25 protein-coding genes are annotated in these 24800 nt (G+C 71.7%); 1 reads left to right on the forward strand and 24 read right to left on the reverse strand.

Going from position 1 to position 24800, the window contains the following annotated elements; translation table 11 throughout:
* Window positions 1–159: 159 nt before the first annotated feature.
* From EDD39_RS01035 to EDD39_RS01045, 3 genes are all read right to left on the reverse strand, one after another.
* On the reverse strand, window positions 160–495 hold the full coding sequence (locus EDD39_RS01035) for an STAS domain-containing protein (protein WP_123552873.1): 336 nt from the start codon (window positions 493–495) through the stop codon (window positions 160–162).
* A 419-nt stretch (window positions 496–914) separates the two neighbouring features.
* A complete protein-coding gene (locus tag EDD39_RS01040; protein WP_123552875.1) occupies window positions 915–1571 on the reverse strand; it encodes a response regulator in 657 nt (218 codons plus the stop codon).
* Window positions 1568–2758, reverse strand: coding sequence for a sensor histidine kinase (locus EDD39_RS01045; protein ID WP_123552877.1), 1191 nt, complete (start codon window positions 2756–2758; stop codon window positions 1568–1570). The genes EDD39_RS01040 and EDD39_RS01045 overlap by 4 nt, the downstream gene beginning before the upstream one ends.
* A 123-nt stretch (window positions 2759–2881) precedes the next feature.
* Here EDD39_RS01045 and EDD39_RS01050 point away from each other — a divergent pair, with 123 nt between their 5' ends.
* Window positions 2882–3412 carry a hypothetical protein gene (locus tag EDD39_RS01050; RefSeq protein WP_123552879.1) on the forward strand — a complete coding sequence of 177 codons (531 nt, stop codon included), beginning with the start codon at window positions 2882–2884 and terminating at the stop codon, window positions 3410–3412.
* Window positions 3413–3419: 7 nt separating this feature from the next.
* On the opposite strand, the gene EDD39_RS01055 is transcribed toward EDD39_RS01050, so the two are convergent.
* From EDD39_RS01055 to thrB, 21 genes are all read right to left on the reverse strand, one after another.
* Window positions 3420–3992 (reverse strand): cob(I)yrinic acid a,c-diamide adenosyltransferase, encoded by a 573-nt coding sequence (locus tag EDD39_RS01055; RefSeq protein ID WP_123552881.1) that lies wholly within the window; start codon window positions 3990–3992, stop codon window positions 3420–3422.
* 121 nt (window positions 3993–4113) lie between these two features.
* Complete coding sequence (locus EDD39_RS01060) at window positions 4114–4614, reverse strand: DUF2550 domain-containing protein (RefSeq protein WP_123552883.1); 501 nt, start codon at window positions 4612–4614, stop codon at window positions 4114–4116.
* A 123-nt stretch (window positions 4615–4737) separates the two neighbouring features.
* Complete coding sequence (locus tag EDD39_RS01065) at window positions 4738–5121, reverse strand: F0F1 ATP synthase subunit epsilon (protein ID WP_123552885.1); 384 nt, start codon at window positions 5119–5121, stop codon at window positions 4738–4740.
* A gap of 215 nt (window positions 5122–5336) precedes the next feature.
* Entirely contained in the window at window positions 5337–6782 is a 1446-nt protein-coding gene (gene atpD / locus EDD39_RS01070; RefSeq protein WP_123552887.1) for a F0F1 ATP synthase subunit beta, read from the reverse strand.
* Window positions 6783–6784: 2 nt separating this feature from the next.
* Window positions 6785–7699, reverse strand: coding sequence for a F0F1 ATP synthase subunit gamma (locus tag EDD39_RS01075; RefSeq protein ID WP_123552889.1), 915 nt, complete (start codon window positions 7697–7699; stop codon window positions 6785–6787).
* A gap of 33 nt (window positions 7700–7732) precedes the next feature.
* On the reverse strand, window positions 7733–9307 hold the full coding sequence (gene atpA, locus EDD39_RS01080) for a F0F1 ATP synthase subunit alpha (protein ID WP_123552891.1): 1575 nt from the start codon (window positions 9305–9307) through the stop codon (window positions 7733–7735).
* A 154-nt stretch (window positions 9308–9461) separates the two neighbouring features.
* Window positions 9462–10277 carry a F0F1 ATP synthase subunit delta gene (locus EDD39_RS01085; RefSeq protein ID WP_123552893.1) on the reverse strand — a complete coding sequence of 272 codons (816 nt, stop codon included), beginning with the start codon at window positions 10275–10277 and terminating at the stop codon, window positions 9462–9464.
* Entirely contained in the window at window positions 10274–10831 is a 558-nt protein-coding gene (locus EDD39_RS01090) for a F0F1 ATP synthase subunit B (RefSeq protein WP_030909517.1), read from the reverse strand. The genes EDD39_RS01085 and EDD39_RS01090 overlap by 4 nt, the downstream gene beginning before the upstream one ends.
* Before the next feature lie 41 nt (window positions 10832–10872).
* Entirely contained in the window at window positions 10873–11100 is a 228-nt protein-coding gene (gene atpE, locus EDD39_RS01095) for an ATP synthase F0 subunit C (RefSeq protein ID WP_030909515.1), read from the reverse strand.
* 81 nt (window positions 11101–11181) lie between these two features.
* Entirely contained in the window at window positions 11182–11994 is an 813-nt protein-coding gene (gene atpB, locus EDD39_RS01100; RefSeq protein ID WP_425269627.1) for a F0F1 ATP synthase subunit A, read from the reverse strand.
* 279 nt (window positions 11995–12273) lie between these two features.
* A complete protein-coding gene (locus EDD39_RS01105) occupies window positions 12274–12696 on the reverse strand; it encodes a Cg1360 family ATP-synthase-associated protein (protein WP_123552897.1) in 423 nt (140 codons plus the stop codon).
* 282 nt (window positions 12697–12978) lie between these two features.
* Window positions 12979–14322, reverse strand: coding sequence for an MraY family glycosyltransferase (locus tag EDD39_RS01110; RefSeq protein WP_123552899.1), 1344 nt, complete (start codon window positions 14320–14322; stop codon window positions 12979–12981).
* Window positions 14323–14495: 173 nt separating this feature from the next.
* A complete protein-coding gene (locus tag EDD39_RS01115) occupies window positions 14496–15758 on the reverse strand; it encodes a serine hydroxymethyltransferase (protein WP_123552901.1) in 1263 nt (420 codons plus the stop codon).
* Window positions 15759–15923: 165 nt separating this feature from the next.
* The gene (locus EDD39_RS01120; RefSeq protein WP_208765591.1) at window positions 15924–16559 is read right to left on the reverse strand and encodes an arsenate reductase/protein-tyrosine-phosphatase family protein; all 636 of its coding nucleotides are present in this window, start codon (window positions 16557–16559) and stop codon (window positions 15924–15926) included.
* Between the two features lie 35 nt (window positions 16560–16594).
* The gene (locus EDD39_RS01125; protein ID WP_030457730.1) at window positions 16595–17242 is read right to left on the reverse strand and encodes an L-threonylcarbamoyladenylate synthase; all 648 of its coding nucleotides are present in this window, start codon (window positions 17240–17242) and stop codon (window positions 16595–16597) included.
* Between the two features lie 93 nt (window positions 17243–17335).
* On the reverse strand, window positions 17336–18202 hold the full coding sequence (gene prmC, locus EDD39_RS01130; RefSeq protein WP_123552903.1) for a peptide chain release factor N(5)-glutamine methyltransferase: 867 nt from the start codon (window positions 18200–18202) through the stop codon (window positions 17336–17338).
* Between the two features lie 26 nt (window positions 18203–18228).
* Window positions 18229–19305, reverse strand: a complete 1077-nt coding sequence (gene prfA / locus EDD39_RS01135) for a peptide chain release factor 1 (protein ID WP_123552905.1) — start codon at window positions 19303–19305, stop codon at window positions 18229–18231.
* Window positions 19306–19428: 123 nt separating this feature from the next.
* The gene (gene rpmE / locus EDD39_RS01140; RefSeq protein ID WP_014138082.1) at window positions 19429–19653 is read right to left on the reverse strand and encodes a 50S ribosomal protein L31; all 225 of its coding nucleotides are present in this window, start codon (window positions 19651–19653) and stop codon (window positions 19429–19431) included.
* A 125-nt stretch (window positions 19654–19778) separates the two neighbouring features.
* Window positions 19779–20948 (reverse strand): LCP family protein, encoded by a 1170-nt coding sequence (locus EDD39_RS01145; RefSeq protein ID WP_244256553.1) that lies wholly within the window; start codon window positions 20946–20948, stop codon window positions 19779–19781.
* A 149-nt stretch (window positions 20949–21097) separates the two neighbouring features.
* Window positions 21098–23224 carry a transcription termination factor Rho gene (rho, locus tag EDD39_RS01150; RefSeq protein WP_123552908.1) on the reverse strand — a complete coding sequence of 709 codons (2127 nt, stop codon included), beginning with the start codon at window positions 23222–23224 and terminating at the stop codon, window positions 21098–21100.
* Between the two features lie 511 nt (window positions 23225–23735).
* A complete protein-coding gene (thrB, locus tag EDD39_RS01155) occupies window positions 23736–24677 on the reverse strand; it encodes a homoserine kinase (RefSeq protein WP_123552910.1) in 942 nt (313 codons plus the stop codon).
* Between the last annotated feature and the right edge of the window lie 123 nt (window positions 24678–24800).

Here is a 24800-nt window from a genome sequence, read left to right on the forward strand (position 1 = left end):
GGCGGGTCACCACACAGGGGTGGTTCCGGCACCGGGCCGGTCGGCGCACGAACCTCCGCGCGCGCCCCGCGGGCGGGGACAGGATCCAGGCCCTGTCCGGGCGATCTTGCCGGGCGCCCGACGCCGGGCGCCGATCCGACAAGATCGACCGGACCGGACCTAGCCGAGTGCGGGGAGGGTCGTCCCGCAGGGGTCCTGGACCGCTCCCTCGACCGCCAGGATCCGGTGCAGCCGGGTGGCCACCAGCAGGCGCTGCAGCTGGACGGGCACTTCCCGGAGCACCAGGCGCCGGCCGGCCCGGCCGGCCCGGCGGTGGGTGCCCATGATGACGCCGAGCCCGGTGGCGTCCCAGAACTCCAGGTGGCCGAGGTCGAGGACGAGGTCTCCCTCGCCGCCGTCGACGGCGGCGTGCAGCAGCGCCCGGGCGTCGGCGGCGCTGCGCACGTCGAGTCGCCCTTCGATGGCCAGTCCGGTGTGGTCGCCGGTGATGCGCACGCTGTCCTCCTCCTCGGCCGTCCGCCGTACGTCCGTTCCACGGTGCCGCTCGCACCTCGGGGAACGTCCGTGCTCCGCTGGGCCGGGTCCGCGCACCGGCCCTTCCTGAATCTGACGGTGAACCAGTTCCGCAGGTTGCTGTCACCCGCCGGACTGTCCCTCAACTTCACCCGTCCGAGGGAATATACGCAGGATCACCTCACACCTACGCTCGATTACCGCCCAAATCACCCGTCTGCGGGGCGGACGGTGAGCAAACTCACCCAACCGCCCGGAACGTCCCGCACCCGGGCAGCACGGACCACCTGCGGGAGCGGCATCGCTCTCGCCGGACTCTAGTGGGAGCGCGCCCGCCGTGGTGCGTTCCGGCGGTGTGATCTGCGCCGGAACGGGTGTGATCTGCGCCCCCTCCCCCGCCGCTACTCCCCCTCGGGGACGGGCACTCCCAGCTCCTGGGCGAGGATCGCCGCCTGGACCCGGCTGCGCAGGCCGAGCTTGGCCAGGATCCGGCTGACGTGCGTCTTGGTGGTGGCCTCGGCGGTGCGCAGCCGGGCGGCGATCTCCGCGTTGGACAGGCCCGCGCCGAGGCAGCCCAGCACCTCGCGCTCCTTGGGGGTGAGTTCGGCGAGCGCGTCGGCGCCCGCGGGGGCGGGGGCGCCGGTGCGGGCGAAGGAGGAGATCAGCCGGCGGGTGACGGACGGCGCGAGCATCCCGTCGCCGCGGGCGACCGTCCGGATCCCGTCGACCAGGGTCTCGGCCTCCAGGTCCTTGAGCAGGAACCCGGCGGCGCCGGCCCGCAGCGCGCCCCACACGTACTCGTCGAGGTCGAAGGTGGTGAGCACCAGCACCTGCCCGGCCCCGGCGGCGACCACCTGCCGGGTCGCGGCGACGCCGTCCAGCCGGGGCATCTGGACGTCCATCAGCACCACGTCGGGCCGCAGTTCCAGCGCCAGCCGGACGGCCTGCTCGCCGTCGGCGGCCTCGCCGACCACCTCCAGGTCGTCCTCCGCCCGCAGGATCATCACCAGCGCGGCCCGCACCGCCGCCTGGTCCTCGGCCACCAGTACCCGGATCATGCCCGCTCCCCGCCCGCCGTCCGCGGCAGTACCGCCCGCACCGTCCACGTCTCCCCCTGCGGCCCGGCGGTGAACTCCCCGCCGAGCAGTTGGGCCCGCTCGCCCATGCCGACCAGCCCGGCCTTCGCCCCGGGCACCGGCCGGCCCTCGCCGGCCCGGTACGCGGACTCCACCGAGATCGCCAACTCGCCCTCCCCGTAATGGATCCGCAGCCGCACCGGGCCGGGCGCGGCGTGCTTGACGGCGTTGGTCAGCGACTCCTGGACGATCCGGTACGCGGCGAGCTCCAGCGGCGCGGACAGCTCGCCGCGCTCGCCGCTCTCCTCGGCCTCGAACCTCAGTCCGGCGTCCCGCCCGGCCGCCCTGGCCTGGTCGAGCAGCACGTCCACGGCGGCCAACCGCGGTGCGGCGTACGGTTCTTCGGGGACGGTCTCGCGCAGCAGGCCGATCATCCGGCGCATCTCGGCCAGGCCCTGCACGCTGTTCTCCCGGATCACCGCGAGCGCCTCCACCAGCGGCTCGTCCGGCGCCCGGTGCTGGCGGCGGGCCACCGCCTGGGCGCCGGTGGCGTGGATGGCGATCGCCGACAGGTGGTTGGCGATCACGTCGTGCAGTTCCCGGGCCATCCGGGCGCGCTCCGCGACCACCGCCCCTCGCCGGTCCAGTTCGGCGAGCAGCGCGGTCTGTTCGGCCCGCAGCCGCTCGGTCTCGGCCAGGTCCCGGTGCCGGCGCAGCAGGTCGGCCGTCCAGACCGGGGCGAGGAAGATCAGCCCGCAGAACACCGCGACCAGCAGCGCCCCGGACACCGACCCGTACCGCCAGGTCAGCGCGGAGAGCACCAGGGTGGCGGCGGTACCGGTCAGTTGCAGCACCTTGCTCATCCGGGCCGGCCCGTACAGGGTGGCCGCGTACAGCAGGTCGGTGTACATCAGCAGGGTGGCCGTCAGCGAGCCCAGGTACACGGCGGCGCCGAACAGCGCGCCGCCCAGGCAGACCGTCCACACCGTCCACCGGCGGCGCACCGTCTCCAGCGCGGCCATCGCCACCAGCGGCAGCGCCACCGCCCACACCGGCAGCCCGGGCCGGGCGTCGTAGGCGCGGAACGCGAGCAGCAGCAGGCCGCCGAGCAGCCCGGCGGCGGCGACGGCCAGGTCCTCCTGGCGGGCGGTGAGCCTCACGGGCCCCATCCCAGCACTCCTTCCGACCTGCGGGAACGACCGGCCGGACGACCCGCCGTCCGACGAAAGTCGCACGCCCCGCTCGACTCGCCGGACGATGACCCGGCCCCGCCCGCGCGGCATGCTCGAAGCATGGTTTCCCTGATCGTCGCCGGTGAGATCGGTTTCTGGGTGGTGCTGACCGCCGGGCTGCTGGCCCGGTACGGGCTTCGCCTGCGCCGCACGGGCGCGGTGCTGTTGGCGCTGCTCCCGGTGGTCGACCTGGTGATCCTCGGTGCGACCGTCGCCGACCTGCGCGGCGGTGCCACCGCCGACTGGACGCACGGTCTGGCGGCCGCGTACGTCGGCTTCTCGCTCGCCTACGGCCGCCGCCTGGTCCGCTGGGCGGACGGCCACGCCGCGCACCGCCTGGCCGGCGGCCCGAAGCCCGCCGGGATGCCCAAGTACGGTGCGCCGCGGGCCCGTTACGAGTGGGGCGTGTTCGCGCTGACGCTGCTCGCCTCGGCGGTCACGGTGGCGCTGGTGGCGGCCGCGCAGTGGCTGGTCGGCGACAGCGCCCGGACGGCGGCGCTGGACTCCTGGTACCCGCGGATGGGCCTGGTGGTCGGCATCAACCTGCTGGTCGCCGCCAGCTACACGGTCTTCCCCAAACGGGAGAAGTGACCGCGCGTCAGCGGTTCTCGCCGGGCACCCAGAGCACGTCGCCGCGCTCCTTGTTGGCGGTGCGGGCCAGGATGAACAGCAGGTCGGACAGCCGGTTCAGGTACTTCGCGGTCAGCGGGTTGATGCCCTCGCCGTGCACCTCGATCGCCGCCCAGGTCGCCCGCTCGGCCCGCCGCACCACCGTGCACGCCAGGTGCAGGTACGCGGCGCCGGGCGTCCCGCCGGGAAGGATGAAGCTGCGCAGCTTCTCCAGGTCGGCCAGGAACCGGTCGCAGTCGCCCTCCAGCCGGTCGACGTACGACTGCTCGACCCGCAGCGGCGGGTACTTCGGGTCCTCGACGATCGGGGTGGCCAGGTCCGCGCCGACGTCGAACAGGTCGTTCTGGACCCGGGTCAGCACCGCGACGAGCTCCTCGTCCAGCTGCCCGGCGGCCAGCGCCACGCCGAGCGCCGCGTTGGCCTCGTTGGTGTCCGCGTACGCGATCAGCCGGGGGTCGGTCTTCGTCGTCCGGCTCATGTCGCCGAGCGCGGTCGTGCCGTCGTCCCCGGTCCGGGTGTAGATGCGCGTGAGGTTCACCATGCCCGCAGCCTAGCGGGCACGCCGAACCGTGTTAACGGCGGCTCACTGAGCCGAACATCACGCGACGTTGACCCATCCCCCAGCCTCCGGCCGGGGGGACCCCCACCAGCGGGTCCCGTCGCTACGCGACGTTGACCCGCTGTCCGGGCGGCGCCGCCTCCAGCCAGGCCAGGAAGCCGGTCAGCGCGTCGTCGCTCATCGCCAGCTCCAGCGGGGCGCCCTTGTGCAGGCAGCGCAGCACTACGGAGCCGGAGAGCAGGGCGAGCTCCTCCTGCCCCTGCGGGTAGCGGCGGCCCAGCACCTCGATCTCGGTGCGCGGCAGCACCCGCCGCGGCCGGGGCGCGTAGGAGAAGACCCGGAACCACTCGATCGAGTCACCGCTGTAGCGGCCGATACCAAAAACCCACCCCTTGCCGTCGGTCTGCGGGACCGGGGCTGAGGTGGGTCGGCCGTTCTCGTCGAGATCCGGCTGGACGGAGGCGTCGGCCGGCATTTTCAACCGGTAGGAGCAGTCGAAGGTGCCGCCCACCCGCTGGATGAGGCGGCGGCGTACCGCGAAGCCGACCAGCCCGGCAATGGCCAGGACCACCACCGTCGCGCACACCACAAGGGCGAGGACCATGCTCACCTACCTCCTCGCTGCTTCCCCGTGGCGGTCGGCCTGCGACCGCTCATTCCTACCAACTGATACGACAGTCCCGGGGTCACGCTCCAGGCGTCCCCGGGACCGTCGCTGAGGCCAGGCTCAGTGATGCGCCTTCAACCCGCCGACGGCGAGCAGGCGGACCTCGGCACGACGCTCGGCGTGCGAGTCGAGGTCGGTCTTGGCGTTCTCCAGCGCCCGCTCGGCCCGGGCGACGTCGATCTCGTCGGCCAGCTCGGCGATCTCGGCGAGGATCGACAGCTTGTTGTCGGCGAACGAGATGAAGCCGCCGTGCACCGCGGCGACGATCGTGCCCTGGTCGGTGGTGCGGATGGTGACCGGTCCGGTCTCCAGCACGCTCAGCACCGGGGTGTGGCCGGGCATGATGCCGGTGTCACCGGAGGCCGTGCGGGCGACAACGATGGTGGCCGCACCGGACCACACCTTGCGGTCGGCTGCGACCAGCTCGACGTGCAGCTCAGCCAACGTGGGCTCCTTGGCTCTTGCCGGTCCTCGGGCACCCGGGCGAACGGGCGGCGATCTCGGCAGTTTCGGTAAGAATAACGGTCGCGTGGCCCCGGAACGAAACCAAGACCTCGTAAATGACCGGGATCACAGCAGATCCAGCGGTGAGGGGTGGCCCCCGACGAGAGCCGGGGACCACCCCTCAACGGTTCGGTCTGCCTGCAACCGGCCTGCGGTTACTTCTTGAGCAGCTCGGCGGCGTTGCGCTCGAGGTCCTCGATGCCACCGCACATGAAGAAGGCCTGCTCCGGGACGTGGTCGTACTTGCCGTCCGCGATCGCGTTGAAGGCCTCGATGGTCTCCGACAGCGGCACGGTCGAACCGTCGACACCGGTGAACTGCTTCGCCACGTAGGTGTTCTGCGAGAGGAAGCGCTCGATGCGGCGGGCCCGCTGCACCGTGACCTTGTCCTCCTCGGACAGCTCGTCGATGCCGAGGATCGCGATGATGTCCTGGAGGTCCTTGTACTTCTGCAGGATCCCCTTGATACGGACGGCCGTGTCGTAGTGGAGCTGCGTGATGTACCGCGGGTCGAGGATGCGGGACGTGGAGTCCAGCGGGTCGACGGCCGGGTAGATGCCCTTCTCCGAGATCGGGCGCGACAGAACGGTGGTCGCGTCCAGGTGGGCGAAGGTGGTGGCCGGCGCCGGGTCGGTCAGGTCGTCCGCGGGGACGTAGATCGCCTGCATCGAGGTGATCGAGTGACCGCGGGTCGAGGTGATGCGCTCCTGCAGGAGGCCCATCTCGTCGGCCAGGTTCGGCTGGTAGCCCACCGCGGAGGGCATGCGGCCGAGCAGGGTCGACACCTCGGAACCGGCCTGGGTGAACCGGAAGATGTTGTCGATGAAGAGGAGCACGTCCTGCTTCTCGACGTCGCGGAAGTACTCCGCCATGGTCAGCGCGGAGAGCGCGACCCGGAGGCGGGTGCCCGGCGGCTCGTCCATCTGGCCGAAGACCAGCGCGGTCTTGTCCAGGACGCCCGAGTCGACCATCTCGTCGATGAGGTCGTTGCCCTCACGGGTGCGCTCGCCGACACCGGCGAACACCGACACACCACCGAAGTTCTCGGCGACGCGGTAGATCATCTCCTGGATGAGCACGGTCTTGCCGACACCGGCACCACCGAACAGGCCGATCTTGCCACCGGTGACGTACGGGGTGAGGAGGTCGATGACCTTGATGCCGGTCTCGAACATCTCGGTCTTCGACTCGAGCTCGGAGAAGTTCGGGGCCTTGCGGTGGATCGGCCAGCGGACCTCCACCTGGGACTCGAACTCGGCCTTGTCGACGTTCAGCACCTCACCGAGGGCGTTGAACACCTTGCCCTTGGTGATCTGGCCGACCGGGACGGAGATCGCCGAACCGGTGTCGGTGACCTGCGCGCCGCGGACCAGGCCGTCGGTCGGCTGCATCGAGATGCCGCGGACCAGGCCGTCGCCGAGGTGCTGGGCGACCTCGAGGGTCAGGGTCTTCTTGCCCGAGCCGTCGGGGTTGTCCACCTCGACGTGCAGGGCGTTGAACATGTCCGGAATGGCGTCGACGGGGAACTCCACGTCGACGACCGGGCCGATGACCCGCGCGACGCGGCCCGTCGCCGTGGTCGGCTCAACAGTGGTGGTCATACTCATTCGCTCCCGCGGCTAGCGTCGGCGAGGGCGTTGGCACCGCCGACGATCTCGCTGATTTCCTGGGTGATCTCGGCCTGTCGGGCCGAGTTGGCAAGCCGCGTGAGCGACTTGATGAGCTCGCCGGCGTTGTCCGTCGCGCTCTTCATCGCGCGGCGGCGGGCGGCGTGCTCGGAGGCGGCCGACTGCAGCAGCGCGTTGTAGATCCGGCTCTCGACGTACCGCGGCAGCAGCGCGTCGAGGACGCCCTCCGCCGACGGCTCGAAGTCGTACAGCGGGAAGATCTGGTTCTTGGCCGGCGCGCCGTCGCTCAGCTCGACCTCGTCGAGCTTCAGCGGCAGCAGCCGGGCGTCCACGGCGTTCTGCGTCAGCATCGACACGAACTCGGTCGACACCAGGTGCAGCTCGTCCACGCCGCCGGTCTCCGCGGTGAAGGCCGCGATGAGATCCGCCGACACCGTCTTGGCGTCCCCGTAGGTCGGCTTGTCGGAGAAGCCGGTCCAGGAGTTCGCCACCGCCAGGTTGCGGAAGCCGTAGTAGCCCACGCCCTTGCGGCCGACGATGTACGTGACCACTTCCTTGCCCTCTTCGCGGAGGCGGGCGGCGAGCGCCAGCGACTGCTTGATGGCGTTGGTCGAGTAACCGCCCGCCAGGCCGCGGTCCGCCGTGATCAGCAGGACGGCGGCGCGCGAGGCGTTCGGGTTCTCGGTGGTCAGCGGGTGCTTCGCGGTGGACCGGGTGGCCACCGCGGTCACCGCGCGGGTGAGCTCGTCGGCGTACGGAGTGGAGGCGGCCACCGCGCGCTGCGCCTTGACGATGCGCGACGCGGAGATCATCTCCATCGCCTTGGTGATCTTCTTCGTCGCGGTGACGGAGCGGATGCGGCGCTTGTAGACCCGAAGCTGTGCTCCCATTGGGTCGTTACGTCCTTTCCCTCGCTACCGGACTCAGGCCTGCTCGGAGAGCAGCTTGCCGTCAGCCGTGGTGAAGCCCTGCTTGAAGGACGTGATCGCGGCGGTCAGCGCGTCGATCGTGCCCTGCTCCAGCAGACCGGTCTCGACGATGCCGGCCAGGATGCCCTTGTGCTCCAGGCGGACGTTGTCCAGGAACTCGCGCTCGAAGCGGCGGATGTCCGCCACCGGGACCTCGTCCAGCTGGCCGGTGGTGCCGGCCCAGATCGAGACGACCTGCTCCTCGACCGGGAACGGCTGGTACTGGCCCTGCTTCAGCAGCTCGACCATGCGCGCACCGCGCTCCAGCTGGGCCTTCGAGGCCGCGTCCAGGTCGGAACCGAAGGCGGCGAACGCCTCCAGCTCGCGGTACTGGGCGAGGTCGAGGCGCAGACGGCCGGCGACCGAGCGCATGGCCTTGATCTGGGCGGAGCCACCGACGCGGGAGACCGAGATGCCGACGTTCACGGCCGGGCGGATGCCGGCGTTGAACAGGTCGGACTCCAGGAAGCACTGGCCGTCGGTGATCGAGATGACGTTGGTCGGGATGTACGCCGAGACGTCGTTGGCCTTGGTCTCGATGATCGGCAGACCGGTCATCGAGCCGCCGCCGAGGGCGTCGTTCAGCTTGGCGCAGCGCTCCAGCAGACGGGAGTGCAGGTAGAAGACGTCGCCCGGGTAGGCCTCGCGGCCCGGCGGGCGGCGCAGCAGCAGGGAGACGGAACGGTACGCCTCGGCCTGCTTCGACAGGTCGTCGAAGACGATGAGGACGTGCTTGCCGTCGTACATCCACTCCTGGCCGATGGCCGAACCGGTGTACGGGGCGAGGTACTTGAAGCCGGCCGGGTCGGAGGCGGGAGCGGCCACGATGGTGGTGTACTCCAGCGCGCCGGCCTCCTCCAGGGCGCCGCGGACGGACGCGATGGTGGAGCCCTTCTGGCCCACGGCGACGTAGATGCAGCGGACCTGCTTCTCCGGGTCGCCCGAACGCCAGTTGTCGCGCTGGTTGATGATCGTGTCGACGGCGACGGCGGTCTTGCCGGTCTGGCGGTCACCGATGATCAGCTGGCGCTGGCCGCGGCCGATCGGGGTCATCGCGTCGATCGCCTTGATGCCGGTCTGCAGCGGCTGCTTGACCGACTTGCGGGCCATGACGCCGGGGGCCTGCAGCTCCAGGGCGCGGCGGCCGGTGGCGGCGATGTCGCCCAGGCCGTCGATCGGGTTGCCCAGCGGGTCCACGACGCGGCCCAGGTAGCCGTCGCCGACCGGGACCGAGAGGACCTCGCCGGTGCGGCGCACGGTCTGGCCCTCTTCGATGCCCGAGAACTCACCGAGGACGACGACACCGATCTCGCGGGTGTCGAGGTTCAGCGCGAGGCCGAGGGTACCGTCCTCGAACTTCAGCAGCTCGTTGGCCATGACCGAGGGCAGACCCTCGACCTTGGCGATACCGTCCATGGCCTCGGTGACCGTGCCGACCTCTTCACGCGAGGCCGCGTCCGGCTGGTACGACTGGACAAAGTCGGCCAGCGCGTCCCGGATCTCCTCCGGACGGATCGTAAGCTCCGCCATCAGGCTTCCCTGCTCTCCTAGTTTGCGATCCTCGGCCCGCCATTGAGGGCCGCAAGTGCTCGACTCTCGGCCGGGTCGGGTGAACCGGCCGTACGTTTTGCCGGCCCACCCGGTGTGGACCGACGCCCGACCGAGGGTCGGATAGTGCTGGTGCTCAGCCTTCGAGGCCCTGGCGCGCGCCCTCGAGGCGGCTCGCGACGGTGCCGTCGATGATCTCGTCGCCGATCTGCACCCGGACACCGCCCTGGACCGCGGGATCCACGTCGATGTTCAGGTGCACCTGCCGGCCGTGCAGACCGGCCAGCGCGGCGGCGAGGCGCTGCTTCTGGACGTCCGACAGCGGGATCGCGCTGGTGACCAGGGCCACCACGCGGCCACGCCGGGAGGCGGCGAGCTTGGAGTAGGACTCCAGGCCACCCTCCAGGCTACGACCACGCGGGTTGGTGACCAGGTTGGCGACCAGGCGGACGGTGCCCGCGTTGGCGCGGCCGCCGAGGAGCTTGCGGACCAGCGCGGCCTTGGCGGCGGCGTCGGCCTTCGGCTCGGTCAGCGCGGAGCGCAGCTCGTGCGAGCCCGCCACCACCCGGCCGAACCGGAACAGCTCGTCCTCGACGTCGTCCAGGGCGCCCGTCTTGTCGGCGGCGACGACCTCGGCGTACGCGGCGAGCTCCTCGACCGCGTCCACCAGGTCGCGCGCGCCGGACCAGCGCGAGCGGACCAGGCCGGAGACCAGGTCGACGCTCTCGCCGGAGACCTGGCCGTTCAGCAGCGAGGCGACCAGCTGGGCCTTGTCCTGGCCGGACCGCGCGGGGTCGGTCAGGACGCGGCGCAGCGAGACCTCGCGGTCCAGCAGCGCGGTGACGGCGGCGAGTTCCTCGGCGAGCTTGGCCGCGTCCACCGAGGTGTTGTCGGTCAGGCTCTCGAGGTTCTCGCGGCCGGCGGCGAGTGCCTCACGGCTCGCGCCGATCACTTGGACGCACCCTGGGCGGCGGCGGCCTTGGACTCCAGCTCGTCCAGGAAGCGGTCGATGACACCGCTCTGGCGGGCGTGGTCCTCCAGCGACTCACCGACGATGCGGGAGGCCAGCTGGGAGGCCAGCGAACCGACGTCCTGGCGCAGGACGGCGGTCGCCTGCTTCTTGTCGGCCTCGATCTGGGCGTGGCCGGCGGCGACGATGGCCTCGCGCTGGCGCTGGCCCTCCTCGCGCATCTCGTTGATCAGGACAGCGCCCTGCTCACGGGCGTGCTCGGTGATCCGAGCGGCCTCGTGGCGCGCCTCGGCGAGCTCGGCACGGTACTGCTCCAGCAGGGCCTGGGCCTCGGCCTGAGCGGTCTCCGCGCGCTTCATGCCGCCTTCGATGGCGTCACGGCGCTCCCCCAGCACCTTCTCGATGCTGGGGAGGAGCTTCTTGCCGAGGATGCCGAAGACGATGAAGAAGCAGAGCAGGCCGATGATGACCTCGGGCCACGCGGGGAGGAGCGGGTTCATCTGCTCCTCCGACGCGAGGAAGACCTCGGGGGCCATATCAGAACCTTTCGTCGGAATTGACTACTGCTGCGCCTGGCTCACTTGCCGTAGACGAACGGCATGACGATGCCGATCAGGGCGAGGGCCTCGGTCAGGGCGAAACCGATGAACATGTTGGAGCGGATCAGGCCGGCGGCCTCGGGCTGACGGGCCATCGCCTGCACGCCGTTACCGAAGATCAGACCGACGCCGATGCCGGGGCCGATGGCGGCGAGGCCGTAGCCGATGGAAGCGACGGAACCGGAAACCTCAGCGAGAGCGGACATCTCAGCTAATCCTTTGCGGGGATGGGATACCGGTGGGTGTTGGCCACCGGGAGTTCGTGGGCGCGGCCGGGGCCGCGGGAATCAGTGCGCCTCTTCCAGGGCACCGGCGATGTAGCTGCTGGCGAGCATCACGAAGATGTACGCCTGCAGGAACTGCACCAGCAGCTCGAAGGCGGTCAGACCGACAGCCACCACGAAGGACACCGAGCCGTACAGGGCGCCGATGCTGGGGCTGAGCAGGTACCACGAGGCCACCGAGAAGACGACGATCAGCAGGTGACCGGCGAACATGTTGGCGAAGGCTCGGACCGCGAGGGTGAAGGGACGCACGAAGATGTTCGAGAAGAACTCGATCGGCACCAGGATGAACATGACCCAGCCCGGAATGCCCGACGGCCAGCAGAGGTTCTTCAGGCCGCCGACGAAGCCGTGCTTCTTGAAGGTCAGCCCCATGTAGGTGACCCACACGATCGCCGCGAGCCCGACCGGGAACGCGATGCGCGACATCACCGGGAACTGGGCGAACGGGACGATGGACATGATGTTCATGATCCACACGAAGAAGAACATCGAGACCAGCATCGGGACGTACTTCTCGCCCTTTTTGCCGATGGTCTCCAGCACGATGCTCCGCTTGACGAAGTCGTACCCGATCTCACCCACCAGCTGGAGCTTGCCCGGGAGCAGCTTCGGCTTGGCGAACGCGGCCCAGAAGAACCCGACCACCAGCAGCGCGCAGATGATCGACAGCAGCATCGGCTTGGTGAAGTCGACCCCGCCGACCGAGAAGATCGGCTTGAAGTCGAACTCGCCGAGACCGGGGGCCGGGAAGCCGCAGCCGGAGTTCAGGTGGCAACCGGCCTCGGAGGCGAGCTGGACGTCAGCACCCACCACAGACTCCTTCGTTCTGACGCATGGTTACGGCAACCTCGGTGTGTCGGCGTGGCCGTCGGCCACGGTGCGGCACTGGAACTAGTTGGATTTCTCGCTGACCCGGCGCGGCGCATATCCCCACCGCGGGATCTTCGAAAGCTTCGTGGAGCCGGGGGGCGATCCGTCCGATTCTCGGAGGGACCTGGCCGCTTCCCGTACTCCGCCGTTGGGACGGACGATAGCAGCCCGTCAGGAGGGCATAAACACCGCCCCCCTCGTGAGGGGGACGGTGTGCCCCGCTCACGATTGACGCCCTGATTTCGGCTTGCCGTCGGGTTCCACGTAGAAGGTCTTGGCCTTGAGCCAGCCCCGCACCTGGAAGCACATCCAGATGATCACCAGGCCGAGCAGCGAGAACCCGAAGACCTTGTGGTCGAAGAAGGTGAGGTGCTTGGCCACCGCGAGCAGGACGCCGACCACCAGGATCTGCGTGGTATAGACCAGCATGGCGATCGGCATCAGCATCTGCGGGTTGTTCCGGCCGAACCGGGTGAGCGCGAGCTGGCCGGCGCCGAAGAAGGCGATCACGACCACCGTGGCGAGCAGCGCGCCGAGCAGACCCTTCCCCTGCGCGACGACGAAGGCGATCGCCATGGCGACCACTCCGGCGACCGCAGTGGGAATTGCGGCGCCTCGGAGGATCCGGGCGTCGTGGGACGGCATGTCGGCAACTCCGGCGGCATGTCGGAAACGGGGGGCAGATACACGGGGTGCGAGGACGCCGCCGCGGACAGCCGCCTGACGGCGCGCCCGACGAGGGAGACCGACCGGGGACGGAAGTCCTCCACCTGTCAGGTCTTTCGGCGTGTTCTCGGTACTCGTGAACGGTATCACAAACTATTTGATGAGAGCTTTACCATGAACGTGTGGTACCTGTCACACCGTAGGCCCACAAGTGCCGCCGAACGGGTGCCGCCGAACGGCCCAGCGGGAGTTGACGTCCGGTCAGGAACGCCGCTCGCCGTGCTGGCCGGCCGCCGTCGCGCCCGTCCCGAGCCGTCCCAGCAGGGCCTTGTCCTCGGCCGACAGCTCGGCCATCGCGGGCGCGTCCCCGCCCGCGTCCGCGGCGGTCGGGGCGTCCTCCCCGGCGGTCGCCGGAGCGCCCGCGGCGGCACCCGGTTCGCCGTCCCGGTAGCGGGGCGGCACGAAGGACTGGACGGCCTTCGGCGCGCGCGGCCGGAACCGCGGCATCAGCAGCACCGCGAGGCCGGCCAGGCACAGGCCCGCCATGGTGAGGACCACCGTGCGGCCGGTGTGGGTGATCGACACCGCGACGGTGCCGAAGGCGATCAGCGCGGCCCAGAAGTACATGATCAGCACGGCCCGGCTGTGCGAGTGCCCGACCTCCAGCAGCCGGTGGTGCAGGTGCTGCTTGTCCGCCGCGAACGGCGACTTGCCCGCCCAGGTGCGGCGCACCACGGCCAGCAGCAGGTCGGCCAGCGGCAGCGCGATCACCGTCAGCGGCAGGACCAGCGGGATGTAGATCGGCACCAGGGCGTGCACGGCGGTGGTCTGCGAGCCGACCTGCTCGGTGATCAGGTCGGGGTCGACCCGGCCGGTGATGGAGATCGCCGCGACGGCCAGCATCAGGCCGAGCATCATCGAGCCGGAGTCGCCCATGAAGATCCGCGCCGGGTGCAGGTTGTGCGGCAGGAAGCCCAGGCACATGCCGATCAGCACCGCGGTGAACAGCGCGGCGGGCGCGGCGTCGTTGATCCCGTAGCCGAGCCAGAGCCGGTACGAGTACAGGAAGAAGGCCATCGCGGCGATGCAGACCATGCCGGCCGCCAGGCCGTCCAGGCCGTCGATGAAGTTCACCGCGTTGACCATGACGACCACCAGCACGACCGAGATCAGCATGCCCTGGGTCGGGGTGACCGGGACGGAGCCGTAGCCGGGCACCGGGATGGCGATCACCGTGATGCCCTGCCAGACCATCACGCCGGCGGCGATCATCTGCCCGCCGAGCTTCACCAGCGCGTCCACGCCCCACTTGTCGTCCAGGACGCCCAGCACGAACATGATCCCGGCCCCGGAGAGCAGCGCCTTGATGTCCGCGCTCTGCACGAACAGCCGCCCGAGGTTGGTCAGTTGGGACGCCGCCAGCAGGCCGGCCAGCAGGCCGCCGAACATGGCGATGCCGCCCAGCCGCGGGGTCGGTTCGCGGTGCACGTCGCGGGCCCGGACGGCGGGCATCGCGCCGGCCGCGATGGCGAACTTCCGCACCGGGCTGACCAGCAGGTAGGTGACCGCCGCCGAGACGAACATCACCAGCAGATACTCACGCACCACTGGCCTCCAGGGTCACGCTCGGACGGACGAGTACGCAGGGTACTCCCGCGCTGGTTCGGGGTTCGGGGTGCGTCGCCACGGACCACACCTTATTGACTCCGACGCCCGGCTCCCGCATCGCGGTTCTCCTCGAGCGGCCCGGACCTCGCGCCGACCCCGTGCCGGACCGCTCAGCGCCGCCCGGCGAAGGCCCGGGCCAGCTCCCGCACCCGCCCGCGCACCGGCTCGACCGCCTCGCCGCGGAGCACCCGGCCGAGCAGCTCGCCGACCTCGCCGAGCTCCGCCTCGCCCATCCCCTGGGCCGCGCACGTCCCGGTGCCCAGCCGGATCCCGGAGGTCTCGGCGGGCGGCGCCGGGTCGTACGGGACGGCGCACCGGCCGAGCATCAACCCGGCCGCGGCGCACCGGCGTTCGGCCTCCACGCCGGTCATGCCGAGGGCCCGGACCGAGGCCGACACCAGGTGGGTGTCGGTGCCGCCGGTGAGCGGCGGCGCCCCGGCGGCGCCCAGCGCGGCGGCCACCGCCCGGGCCCCGGAGACCGCCCGGCGGACGTAGCCGGTGTACTCCGGGGTGGCGGCCTGGGCCAGCGCCACCGCCTTGGCGGCCACCTCGTGCACGGCCGCCCCGCCCTGGCTGAACGGGAACACCGCCCGGTCGATCCGGTCGGCCAGTTCGGCGGTGCACAGCAGCAGCCCGCCGCGCGGGCCGCGCAGCAGCTTGTGGGTGGTGGCGACGGTGACGTCGGCGTGCGGCACCGGGGAGGGGGCGGCGCCGGCCGCGACCAGTCCGGCGGTCTGCCCGGCGGCGGCGATCAGGTAGGCGTCCACCTCGTCGGCGATCTCCCGGAAGGCGGCCCAGTCGACGTGCCGCGGGTAGGAGATGCCGCCCGCCACGATCGCCTTCGGGCGGTGCTCACGGGCCAGTTCGCGGACCTGGTCGAGGTCGATCAGGCCGTCGTCGGCGCGCACCCCGTAGCCGTGGAAGCGGAACCAGCGGCCGGAGAAGTTGGCCCGCGAGCCGGCGCTCAGGTGGCCGCCGTGCTCCAGCGACATGGCGAGCACCGCGTCGTCCGGCCGCAGCAGCGCCGCGTAGGCCGCCAGCATGGCCGAAGTTCCGGACCGGGGCTGGACGTTGGCGTGCGGGGCGGCGAACAGTTCGCGGGCCCGGTCGATCGCCAGCAGCTCCACGGTGTCGGCGGGCGCGCAGCCGGTGTGGTGGCGGCGGCCCGGGTAGCCGTCGGCGTACTTGTCGACCAGCGGGCCGGTCAGCGCGGCCAGCACGGCGGGGGTGGCCAGGCTCTCCCCGGCGAGCAGTTGCAGGCTCCCGGCCCGGCGTTCGTCCTCGGCGGCCAGCAGGTCGGCGATCAGCGGGTCGGCCGTGCGCAGGGCCTCGGTGGCCTCCCAGTGGGCGGGGCGGGCATCGGCGACCGTCATGGTGCGGCTCCAGGCTGCGGTGCGGGCAGATTTTTCCAGCGTAGGTCGGCCTCCGCCGCCCGGCCCGCCCGCGCGCGCGGGCTTGCGCCTTTCCGGTTGCCGCCACTGCCTGCGCACGCAGTCTTCACGAATCCCCCACGGAAACTTTAGTGGAGGGCGCTCAACTCAGCGGGCCACACCGGTCAGTGCGGTCACCACCGGGTCCAGCGCGTCGAATATCTCCTCGCCGCAGTTGCGGAACATCCCGATCGGGGCCCCGTACGGGTCCCTCAGCTCGTCGAACTCGGGCGCGGAGGCCAGCAGCCAGCCGCGCAAGGCGGCGGCCGAGCGGACCAGTGCGCGGGCGCGCTCGGTCAGCCGCGCGCCGTCCCTGGGGTCCGGCAGGGTGCGTGGGTCGACCCTTTGCACCAGACGGGTGAACTCCTTGATGGTGAAGGTGCGCAGACCCGCCGCGTGCCCCATCGAGATGACCTGCGCCCGGTGGTCCAGGGTCGCGGTCAGCACCAGGTCGGCGTCGATCACGTGCTCGTCCAGCAGCTCCCGGCCCGCGAAGCCGGCGCTGTCCGCGCCGTACTCGCCGAGCACCGTCGCCGCGTGCGCCTCCATCGGGGCGCCCTCGTGGCCCCAGGTGCCGGCGCTCTCCACCACGATCCGGCGGCCGGTCCGGACGCCGAGCCGGGAGTCCAGCTCCAGCCGGGCCAGGCGCTCGGCGATCGGGGAGCGGCAGATGTTCCCGGTGCAGACGAACAGGATGCGGAAGGTGTCCAGCGCGGGCGGCCCCGGCTCCGCGAAGGGTGCCAGGGCGCCGCCCGCTCCGTACAGGGGGGCAGCGGCGGTCAACTGCCGGCCTCCACGTCCGGAACGACCTCCCTCAGCTGCTCGACGCTGATCGCGCCCGACCGCAGCACCACCGGCACCTTGCCGGTGACGTCGACGATGGTCGAGGGCGTGCCGTAGTCCGCCGTCCCGCCGTCCAGGTAGATCGAGACCGCGTCGCCGAGCTGGGCCTCGGCCTCGTCGCAGGTGGACGGGGACGGGCCGCCGGTCTTGTTGCCGGAGGAGACCGCGAGCGGGCCGGTGGCGTTCAGCAGTTCCAGCACGACCGGGTGCAGCGGCATCCGGACCGCGACGGTGCCCCGGGTCTCGCCCAGGTCCCAGCGCAGCGAGGGCTGGTGCCGGGCCACCAGGGTCAGGCCGCCCGGCCAGAACGCGTCCACCAGCTCCCAGGCCTGCTCGGAGAAGTCGGTGACCAGCCCGTGCAGCGTGGTCGGCGAGCCGACCAGCACCGGCGAGGGCATGTTCCGGCCCCGGCCCTTGGCCTCCAGCAGCGCACCGACCGCCTCCGGCGAGAAGGCGTCCGCGGCGATCCCGTACACCGTGTCGGTCGGCACCACCACCAGCTCTCCGCGGCGGATCGCCGTGGCGGCCTCACGCAGCCCGCTCGCGCGGTCCTGGGCGTCGGAGCAGTCGTATCGGCGGCTCATCGGAGCAATCCCCTTCCGGTGAAAGTCAGTGGTACGTACGGCGCGGCGGTGCTCAGAGCGAGGCGCGCCGAGCTGTGGTGCTGTGCCCGGTGTTCACAACGACGCCCTTCGGGCGGTGGTGAAGCGGGGCCGGTTGTTGAGGTCCCGGTGGTCGGCGGCGTCCGTCCAGCCGCCCTCCTCGCGGAAGATCCACGGGACCTGCCCGCCCTGGGTGTCCGCGTGCTCGATCACCACCGCGCCGCCGGGCCGCAGCAGCCGGGCCGCGACGCGTTCGATGCCGCGGATGGTGTCCAGGCCGTCCTCGCCGGAGAACAGCGACATCTGCGGGTCGTGGTCGCGGGCCTCGGGGGCGACGTACTCCCACTCGGTGAGCGGGATGTACGGCGGGTTGCTGATCACCAGGTCGAACCGGCCGTCCCAGCCGCGGTCGTCGACGAAGGCCTGGGTGGCGTCGCCCTGGTGCAGGTGCACCCGGGCGCGGTCGGGGCTGGCCTCGACGTTGCGGCGGGTGTAGGCGAGGGCGCCCTCGTCGAGTTCGAAGGCGTGCACGGTCGAGCGGGGCAGTTCCTGGGCGAGGGCCAGCGCGATCGCCCCGGAGCCGGTGCACAGGTCGACCACCAGCGGTTCGGCCACGTCCATCGCGCGGACCGCGTCTATCGCCCACTCGACCACCGACTCGGTCTCCGGCCGGGGAACGAACACCCCCGGCCCGACCTCCAGTTCGAGGTAGCGGAAGAACGCCCGACCGGTGATGTGCTGCAGCGGCTCGCGCTGCTCGCGGCGGGAGACCGCCTCCCAGTACCGGGCGTCGAAGTCCCCGTCCGGCACGGTGTGCAGCTGGCTGCGCTTCACCCCGTGGGTGTGCGCCGCCAGCTCCTCGGCGTCGAAGCGCGGCGAGGGCACGCCGGCCGCGGCCAGGCGCTGGGTGGCCTGGGCCACCTCGGCGAGCAGCAGGTTCATACCCTCGGGCCCCTTAGCTCCTAGGCTCAGTTCTCCTGCGCGGCGGCCAGCTTGGCCGCGGCGTCGGCGTCCACGCAGGACTGGATGACCGCGTTGAGGTCGCCGTCCAGCACCTGGTCCAGGTTGTACGACTTGAACCCGGTGCGGTGGTCGGAGATGCGGTTCTCCGGGAAGTTGTACGTCCGGATCCGCTCGGAGCGGTCCACGGTGCGCACCTGGCTGCGGCGGGCGTCGGACGCCTCCCGCTCGGCCTCCTCCTGCGCGGCGGCCAGCAGCCGCGAACGCAGGATGCGCATCGCCTGCTCCTTGTTCTGCAGCTGGCTCTTCTCGTTCTGGCAGGACGCCACGATACCGGTCGGCAGGTGGGTGATCCGGACCGCGGAGTCGGTGGTGTTCACCGACTGCCCGCCGGGGCCGGAGGAGCGGTAGACGTCGATCCGCAGGTCGTTGGCGTGGATCTCCACCTCGACCTCCTCGGCCTCCGGGGTGACCAGCACGCCCGCGGCGGAGGTGTGGATCCGGCCCTGCGACTCGGTCGCGGGCACCCGCTGCACCCGGTGCACGCCGCCCTCGTACTTCAGCTGCGCCCAGACGCCGTGGCCCGGCTCGGGGTTGCCCTTGGTCTTGACCGCCACCGAGACGTCCTTGTACCCGCCGAGGTCGGACTCGTTGGCGTCGATGATCTCGGTCTTCCAGCCGAGCCGCTCCGCGTAGCGCAGGTACATCCGCAGCAGGTCGCCGGCGAACAGCGCGGACTCCTCGCCGCCCTCGCCCGCCTTGACCTCCAGGATGACGTCCTTGTCGTCGTTGGGGTCGCGCGGCACCAGCAGCAGCCGCAGCTCCTCGGTCAGCTCCTCCTGCCGGGCCTCGGACGCCTTCGCCTCGGCGATGAAGTCCGGGTCCTCGGTGGCGAGTTCGCGCGCGGCGACGATGTCCTCGCCGGCCTGCCGCCAGGCCAGGTACGTCCGGGTGATCGGGGTCAGCTCGGCGTACCGCTTGGCCAGCTTGCGGGCGTTCGCCTGGTCGGCGTGCACCGACGGGTCGGCCAGCCTCTTCTCGAGGTCGGCGTGCTCGACGAGGAGCTCCTCGACTGCCTCGAACATCGGTCTGTCCTACTTCCGTGAGTGTGCCGCGGGGGGAGCTTGGGGGGAGGGACGCGAACGGCGCCGGCCCGGACGCCCCCGTGCACGAGCACGGGGACGTCCGAGACCGGCGCCGTGGAAGCGCTAGGCCTTGCCGCCGGAGAGCTTCTTGCCGAAGCGCGCCTCGAAGCGGGCCACGCGGCCACCGGTGTCCAGAATCTTCTGCTTGCCGGTGTAGAACGGGTGGCAGTTCGAGCAGACCTCGGCGCGGATCTCGCCGCTGGTCTCGGTCGAACGAGTGGTGAACTCGTTGCCGCAGGTGCAGGTCACCTTGGTGAGGACGTAGTCCGGGTGAACGTTGGACTTCAAGGGATTCTCCTAGCTGATCGGGAGGGCACCGGGTCGGCGGACATCGACTGCCGCTCGTGAACCGGGACCGACGGACCAGTGTGCCAGCACTGCCCGCATCTTCCCAAACCGGGAGGCGGATCCGGCTATTCCGCTCCCCCGCCCGCCACCGCCGGCCGGGACGCCCGGGCCGTCGCGGGGACGGAGACCGAGGCCGAGGCCGACGCGGGGGCCGATCCGGAGGCCGATCCGGGGGCGGACGGCGAGGCCATCGCCGGGTTGGCCGGCTGCTGCTGGAGCACCTGCGGCGGCACCGCCTGGTCGGTCCGCAGCGCCGTCCACAGCTGCTGGGCGTCCGGGGTCTTCGGGACCACCCGGTTGGGGTCGCTGACCGCGTACGCCACCGGCAGGGTGACCATGGTGAGCTGGTCCGGCCCGATCTTCTTGATCGTCTGCGCCATGCCGACCAGCGAGTTCACCGAGGCCAGGTCGGAGTCTGTGGTCAGCGAGCTGGTCAGTTTGTCGCCGAGCTTCCACATCGCCACCGGGTTGGAGGTCAGGCCGAGCGAGCCGATCTGCCCGAGCATCGCCTTGACCATCTCCTTCTGCAGCTCGATCCGGCCCAGGTCGCTGCCGTCGCCGACGCCGTGCCTGGTCCGGACGAAGGCCAGCGCCTGCGCACCGCCCAGGTGGTGGGTGCCGGGGTCGAGGTGCAGCCCGCTGTCCTTGTCGTCGATCGCCACCGTGGTGGTGACGTCCACCCCGCCGATCGCGTCGATCAGCGCGGCGAAGCCGGTGAAGTCGACCTCGACGAAGTGGTCCATCCGCATCCCGGTGAGCTGCTCGGCGGTCTTCACCGCGCAGGCCGGGCCGCCGACCTCGTACGCGGAGTTGAACATCGCGCTGCGGGCCGCGGCGACCTGTTTGCCGTCGGAGGCGGTGCAGGCCGGGCGGGACACCAGGGTGTCGCGCGGTATGGAGACCACCGAGGCGGCGGTGTGCGCCTGGTTGACGTGCACGACCATCGCGGTGTCCGAGCGGGCGGTGTCCCCGGTCTCGCCGCCCGCCAGGCTGCCGTTGGCGCCGGAGCGCGAGTCGGAGCCCAGCACCAGCACGTTGAACGCCCCGCCGGTGGAGGCGGGCGGCCGGGCGGTGCCCAGCTGGCCGGAGATGTCGACGCCGTGGATGTTCCCGTTGAGCTTCCAGTAGGCGATCCCGCCCAGTCCGGCACCGACCAGGACGAGGCCGGCCAGCGTGAACAGCGCGATCCGGAGCCCGCGGCGACGCGGGGGGCGGTGCTCGGTGTTCTCGGCCATATCGCCTCATTTCGCCCTCAGTGCGACCTTTCGAGCATAAGTGACGCGCCGGTACGGCGAGCGGTTTCCGGTCCCCGCACGGGAAAAGCCCGGGACCCCGCACCGCCGAGCGGCGGTGCGGGGTCCCGGGGAGGGCGGTGCTACCGGCGTCAGTCGCCCGAGCCGGGGGTGTTCTTGGCGATCTGCATCAGGAACTCGGCGTTCGACTTGGTCTGCTTCATCTTGTCCAGCAGCAGCTCGATCGCCTGCTGCGAGTCGAGCGCGTGCAGGACCCGGCGGAGCTTCCAGGTGATGGCCAGCTCCTCGTGGCCGAGCAGGATCTCCTCCTTGCGGGTGCCGGAGGCGTCCACGTCGACGGAGGGGAAGATGCGCTTGTCGGAGAGCTTCCGGTCGAGCTTGAGCTCCATGTTGCCGGTGCCCTTGAACTCCTCGAAGATCACCTCGTCCATCCGCGAGCCGGTGTCGACCAGCGCGGTGGCGAGGATGGTCAGCGAGCCGCCGTTCTCGATGTTGCGCGCGGCGCCGAAGAACTTCTTCGGCGGGTACAGCGCGGTCGAGTCGACACCACCGGACAGGATGCGGCCGGAGGCGGGCGCGGCCAGGTTGTAGGCGCGGCCCAGGCGGGTGATGGAGTCCAGCAGGATCACCACGTCGTGGCCCAGCTCCACCAGGCGCTTGGCGCGCTCGATGGCGAGCTCGGCGACGGTGGTGTGGTCCTCGGCCGGGCGGTCGAAGGTCGAGGAGATGACCTCGCCCTTCACCGACCGCTGCATGTCGGTGACCTCTTCCGGACGCTCGTCCACCAGGACGACCATCAGGTGGCACTCGGGGTTGTTGTGGGTGATCGCGTTGGCGATCGCCTGCATGATCATGGTCTTGCCGGTCTTCGGCGGGGCCACGATCAGACCGCGCTGGCCCTTGCCGATCGGCGACACCAGGTCGATGATCCGGGTGGTCAGCACGCCCGGGTCGGTCTCCAGGCGCAGCCGCTCCTGCGGGTACAGCGGGGTCAGCTTGCCGAACTCGGGGCGGCCGCGGCCGCTGTCCGGGTCCATGCCGTTGACGGAGTCCAGCCGCACCATGGCGTTGAACTTCTCGCGGCGCTCGCCGTCCTTGGGCTGGCGGACCGCGCCGGTGATGGCGTCGCCCTTGCGCAGGCCGTGCTTGCGGACCTGGGCCAGCGAGACGTAGACGTCGTTCTGGCCGGGCAGGTAGCCCGAGGTCCGGACGAAGGCGTAGTTGTCGAGGATGTCCAGGATGCCCGCGACGGGGATCAGGACGTCGTCGTCGCTCAGCGGGACCTCGGGGCCGGTGGTGCCCTCGAAGCCCTCGCGGCGACGGCCCCGGCGGTCGCGGTAGCGGCCGCGGCGGCCGCGCCGGCCGTCGCCGAACTCGTCGTCGTCGTAGCCGCCCTGCTGCTGGTGGGCGTTGCCGCCGCCCTGCTGCTGGGCGCCGCCCTGCTGCTGGTTCTGCTGCTGGTTCTGCTGCTGGCGGCCCTGGCCGCCGTCCTGCTGGCGGTCGGTGCGGTCGCGCTCGCGGCGGTTGCGGCGGTCCCGGCGGGACTCCCGGACCTCGTTGTCGCTCTCGGCCGCGGGGGCCTCGGTGCGCTCGGTGCGCTCGCCGCGCTCGCGACGGTCCCGGCGCTCGCGGCGCTCGGGACGGCCCTCGCCCTCGGCGGCGGCCGGGCGCTGCGCCTCGGTCTTGGCCTCGGCGGGGGCCTGCTCGGCGGTGGCGGTGGCGGTGGCGGTGCCGGCCTCGGCGGTCGGGGCGCCGGCCGCGGCGGTGGCCCGGCGGCGCGGGCGCTCGGCCCGGGCGGTGGCGGCCGCGGTCTCGGCGGCGGCCTGCACCGGGATCTCGATCTGCGCCTGCGGCTGCGGCTCGGTGGCGGCAGCGGCGGCACGGGTGCGGCGGGCCGCCCGGGCCGGAGCCGCCGCTTCGGCCTGCTCCTCGGCCGGGGCGGCCGGAGCGGCCTCGGCGGCGGCGGGCGCGGCGGCCTTGGCGGCCTTCTTGGCGGCCGGAGCGGTGGCGCCGGAGGCGCCGGCGAGCAGCGGGTCCCCGCCGCTCTTCTCCTTGATGGCCTCGATCAGCTGGCTCTTGCGCAGCCGTCCGGTACCGCTGATCCCGAGGGACGAGGCGAGCTTCTGGAGCTCGGCCAGCACCAGGCCGTCCAGGCCGGCGGCAGCGGTACGGCGGCGCCGCGCCGGAGCCGCAGGGGCGGCTGCGTCCGACGCCTCGGCGTCCGGGCGCGCGCCCATCAGATCGGTGGTGTCGCTCACTAAGGGTCCTTCCCTGGAGCGGACGTCGGCCTGTCTGGCACGGCGACCGGTTGTGCTGTCCTGCCCAGCGTCTCTTTGCGCTGGTCAGGGGCTGGATTCCCGCGGAAGGCTGGTCCTTCCGGGGAGCTGCGAAGTGCGGTGCACTGTGGTGCGAAGCGGCGCGGACGGCCGGTTCTGGTGCCGACCTCGCTGCGCCTGTCGATGCCCGGGCCCCCGCCGCGCGGCGGCAGTGCGGGCCCCGCCCGGCCGAGCCTCAGTCAGGAGGCTGGGGGTGGGAGTCCGGTGCCGTCACGGCTTCGGGATGGGCCCCACTTGCGCAGGCAGGCTGCGTACGCGGTGTGGCGAACTCCCGGAGAATCGTGCTCCCGAGCTTCCGGCCCCCGTGCGGACGGGGGAACGGGATCGGGATGCGTCGCACCGGCGCCCGGAGGGCATCTGGTGCAGCAATGAGGTTAACACTACCTACCCCCTGACACATTCCCCAGCCCTTTGGTTGTCAATCGTGTCCGTCTCACATGTCGAGCGGCAGGACGGTGGCGCCGGTGCGGTCCAGCTCCAGCCGGTGCGCCGCGAACTGCGCCCCCGCGCTGTTCCCGCGGTCGCCGGAGGCGAACTCCAGCACCTTGCCGGCGTTGGCCTCGTCGGTGAGGGCGAGCACGGTCGGTCCGGCACCCGAGATGACGGCGGGGACGCCCTCGGCGCGCAGGGCGGTGATCAGGGCCGCGCTGTCCGGCATCGCGGAGGCCCGGTAGTCCTGGTGCAGGCGGTCCTCGGTGGCGGTGAGCAGCAGCTCCGGGCGGCGGGTGAGCGCCTCGACCAGCAGGGCGGCGCGGCCCGCGTTGAGCGCGGCGTCGGAGAGCGGCACGGTCTTGGGGAGCAGGCCGCGCGCGGTCTCGGTGAGCACCTCGGTGGACGGGATGAACACGACCGGCACGACCCGGTCGGAGGGGTCCAGGGTGATGGTGCGGGCGCCGTCGTCCTCGGTCCAGGCGACGGTGAAGTTGCCGCGCAGGCAGGCCGCGACGTTGTCCGGGTGGCCCTCCAGCTCGGAGGCGAGGGCGAGCAGCGCGTCGTCGCCGAGCGCGGAGGCGCCGCCGATGGTGACGGCGCGGGCGGCGACGATGCCGGCGCAGATCGCGGCGGACGAGGAGCCCAGGCCGCGGCCGTGCGGTATCCGGTTGGCGCAGACCACTTCGAGGCCGCGGGGCTGGCCGCCGAGCCGGTCGAAGGCGGCGCGCATCGAGCGGACCACCAGGTGGCGCTCGTCGCGGGCCAGGTTCTCGGCGCCCTCGCCGGCGATGTCCACGGCCAGGCCGGAGTCGGAGACCCGGACCACCACGTCGTCGTAGAGCCCCAGGGCGAGGCCGAAGGCGTCGAAGCCGGGGCCGAGGTTGGCGCTGGTCGCGGGGACGCGGACCCGGACGGCGGCGGCGCGGAACGCGGAACCGGCCATGCGGTGGACACACTCCTGAAAGGTGGGGGGATCCAGGCCCGGGCGATCCGGACGACGGGGCCTGCGGCGGTACGTGGCGGCGGGGTGCCGAAGGGGGCGCGCAGCATGGCGCGGCCCGCGGGG

It is taken from the genome of Kitasatospora cineracea, assembly GCF_003751605.1.
Classification (GTDB): Bacteria; Actinomycetota; Actinomycetes; order Streptomycetales; family Streptomycetaceae; genus Kitasatospora; species Kitasatospora cineracea.

Bases quoted from the DNA above. Each gene is read 5' to 3' on its own strand.
- EDD39_RS01060 (WP_123552883.1), bottom strand. From the start codon at position 4,614: ATGGTCCTCGCCCTTGTGGTGTGCGCGACGGTGGTGGTCCTGGCCATT.
- atpE (WP_030909515.1), bottom strand. From the start codon at position 11,100: ATGTCCGCTCTCGCTGAGGTTTCCGGTTCCGTCGCTTCCATCGGCTAC.
- EDD39_RS01145 (WP_244256553.1), bottom strand. From the start codon at position 20,948: ATGGCCGAGAACACCGAGCACCGCCCCCCGCGTCGCCGCGGGCTCCGG.
- prmC (WP_123552903.1), bottom strand. From the start codon at position 18,202: ATGAACCTGCTGCTCGCCGAGGTGGCCCAGGCCACCCAGCGCCTGGCC.
- EDD39_RS01045 (WP_123552877.1), bottom strand. From the start codon at position 2,758: ATGGGGCCCGTGAGGCTCACCGCCCGCCAGGAGGACCTGGCCGTCGCC.
- prfA (WP_123552905.1), bottom strand. From the start codon at position 19,305: ATGTTCGAGGCAGTCGAGGAGCTCCTCGTCGAGCACGCCGACCTCGAG.
- EDD39_RS01105 (WP_123552897.1), bottom strand. From the start codon at position 12,696: ATGCCGTCCCACGACGCCCGGATCCTCCGAGGCGCCGCAATTCCCACT.
- atpA (WP_123552891.1), bottom strand. From the start codon at position 9,307: ATGGCGGAGCTTACGATCCGTCCGGAGGAGATCCGGGACGCGCTGGCC.
- thrB (WP_123552910.1), bottom strand. From the start codon at position 24,677: ATGGCCGGTTCCGCGTTCCGCGCCGCCGCCGTCCGGGTCCGCGTCCCC.
- EDD39_RS01055 (WP_123552881.1), bottom strand. From the start codon at position 3,992: ATGGTGAACCTCACGCGCATCTACACCCGGACCGGGGACGACGGCACG.
- EDD39_RS01115 (WP_123552901.1), bottom strand. From the start codon at position 15,758: ATGACGGTCGCCGATGCCCGCCCCGCCCACTGGGAGGCCACCGAGGCC.
- EDD39_RS01125 (WP_030457730.1), bottom strand. From the start codon at position 17,242: ATGAGCCGCCGATACGACTGCTCCGACGCCCAGGACCGCGCGAGCGGG.
- atpD (WP_123552887.1), bottom strand. From the start codon at position 6,782: ATGACCACCACTGTTGAGCCGACCACGGCGACGGGCCGCGTCGCGCGG.
- EDD39_RS01090 (WP_030909517.1), bottom strand. From the start codon at position 10,831: ATGGCCCCCGAGGTCTTCCTCGCGTCGGAGGAGCAGATGAACCCGCTC.
- EDD39_RS01075 (WP_123552889.1), bottom strand. From the start codon at position 7,699: ATGGGAGCACAGCTTCGGGTCTACAAGCGCCGCATCCGCTCCGTCACC.
- EDD39_RS01050 (WP_123552879.1), top strand. From the start codon at position 2,882: ATGGTTTCCCTGATCGTCGCCGGTGAGATCGGTTTCTGGGTGGTGCTG.
- EDD39_RS01040 (WP_123552875.1), bottom strand. From the start codon at position 1,571: ATGATCCGGGTACTGGTGGCCGAGGACCAGGCGGCGGTGCGGGCCGCG.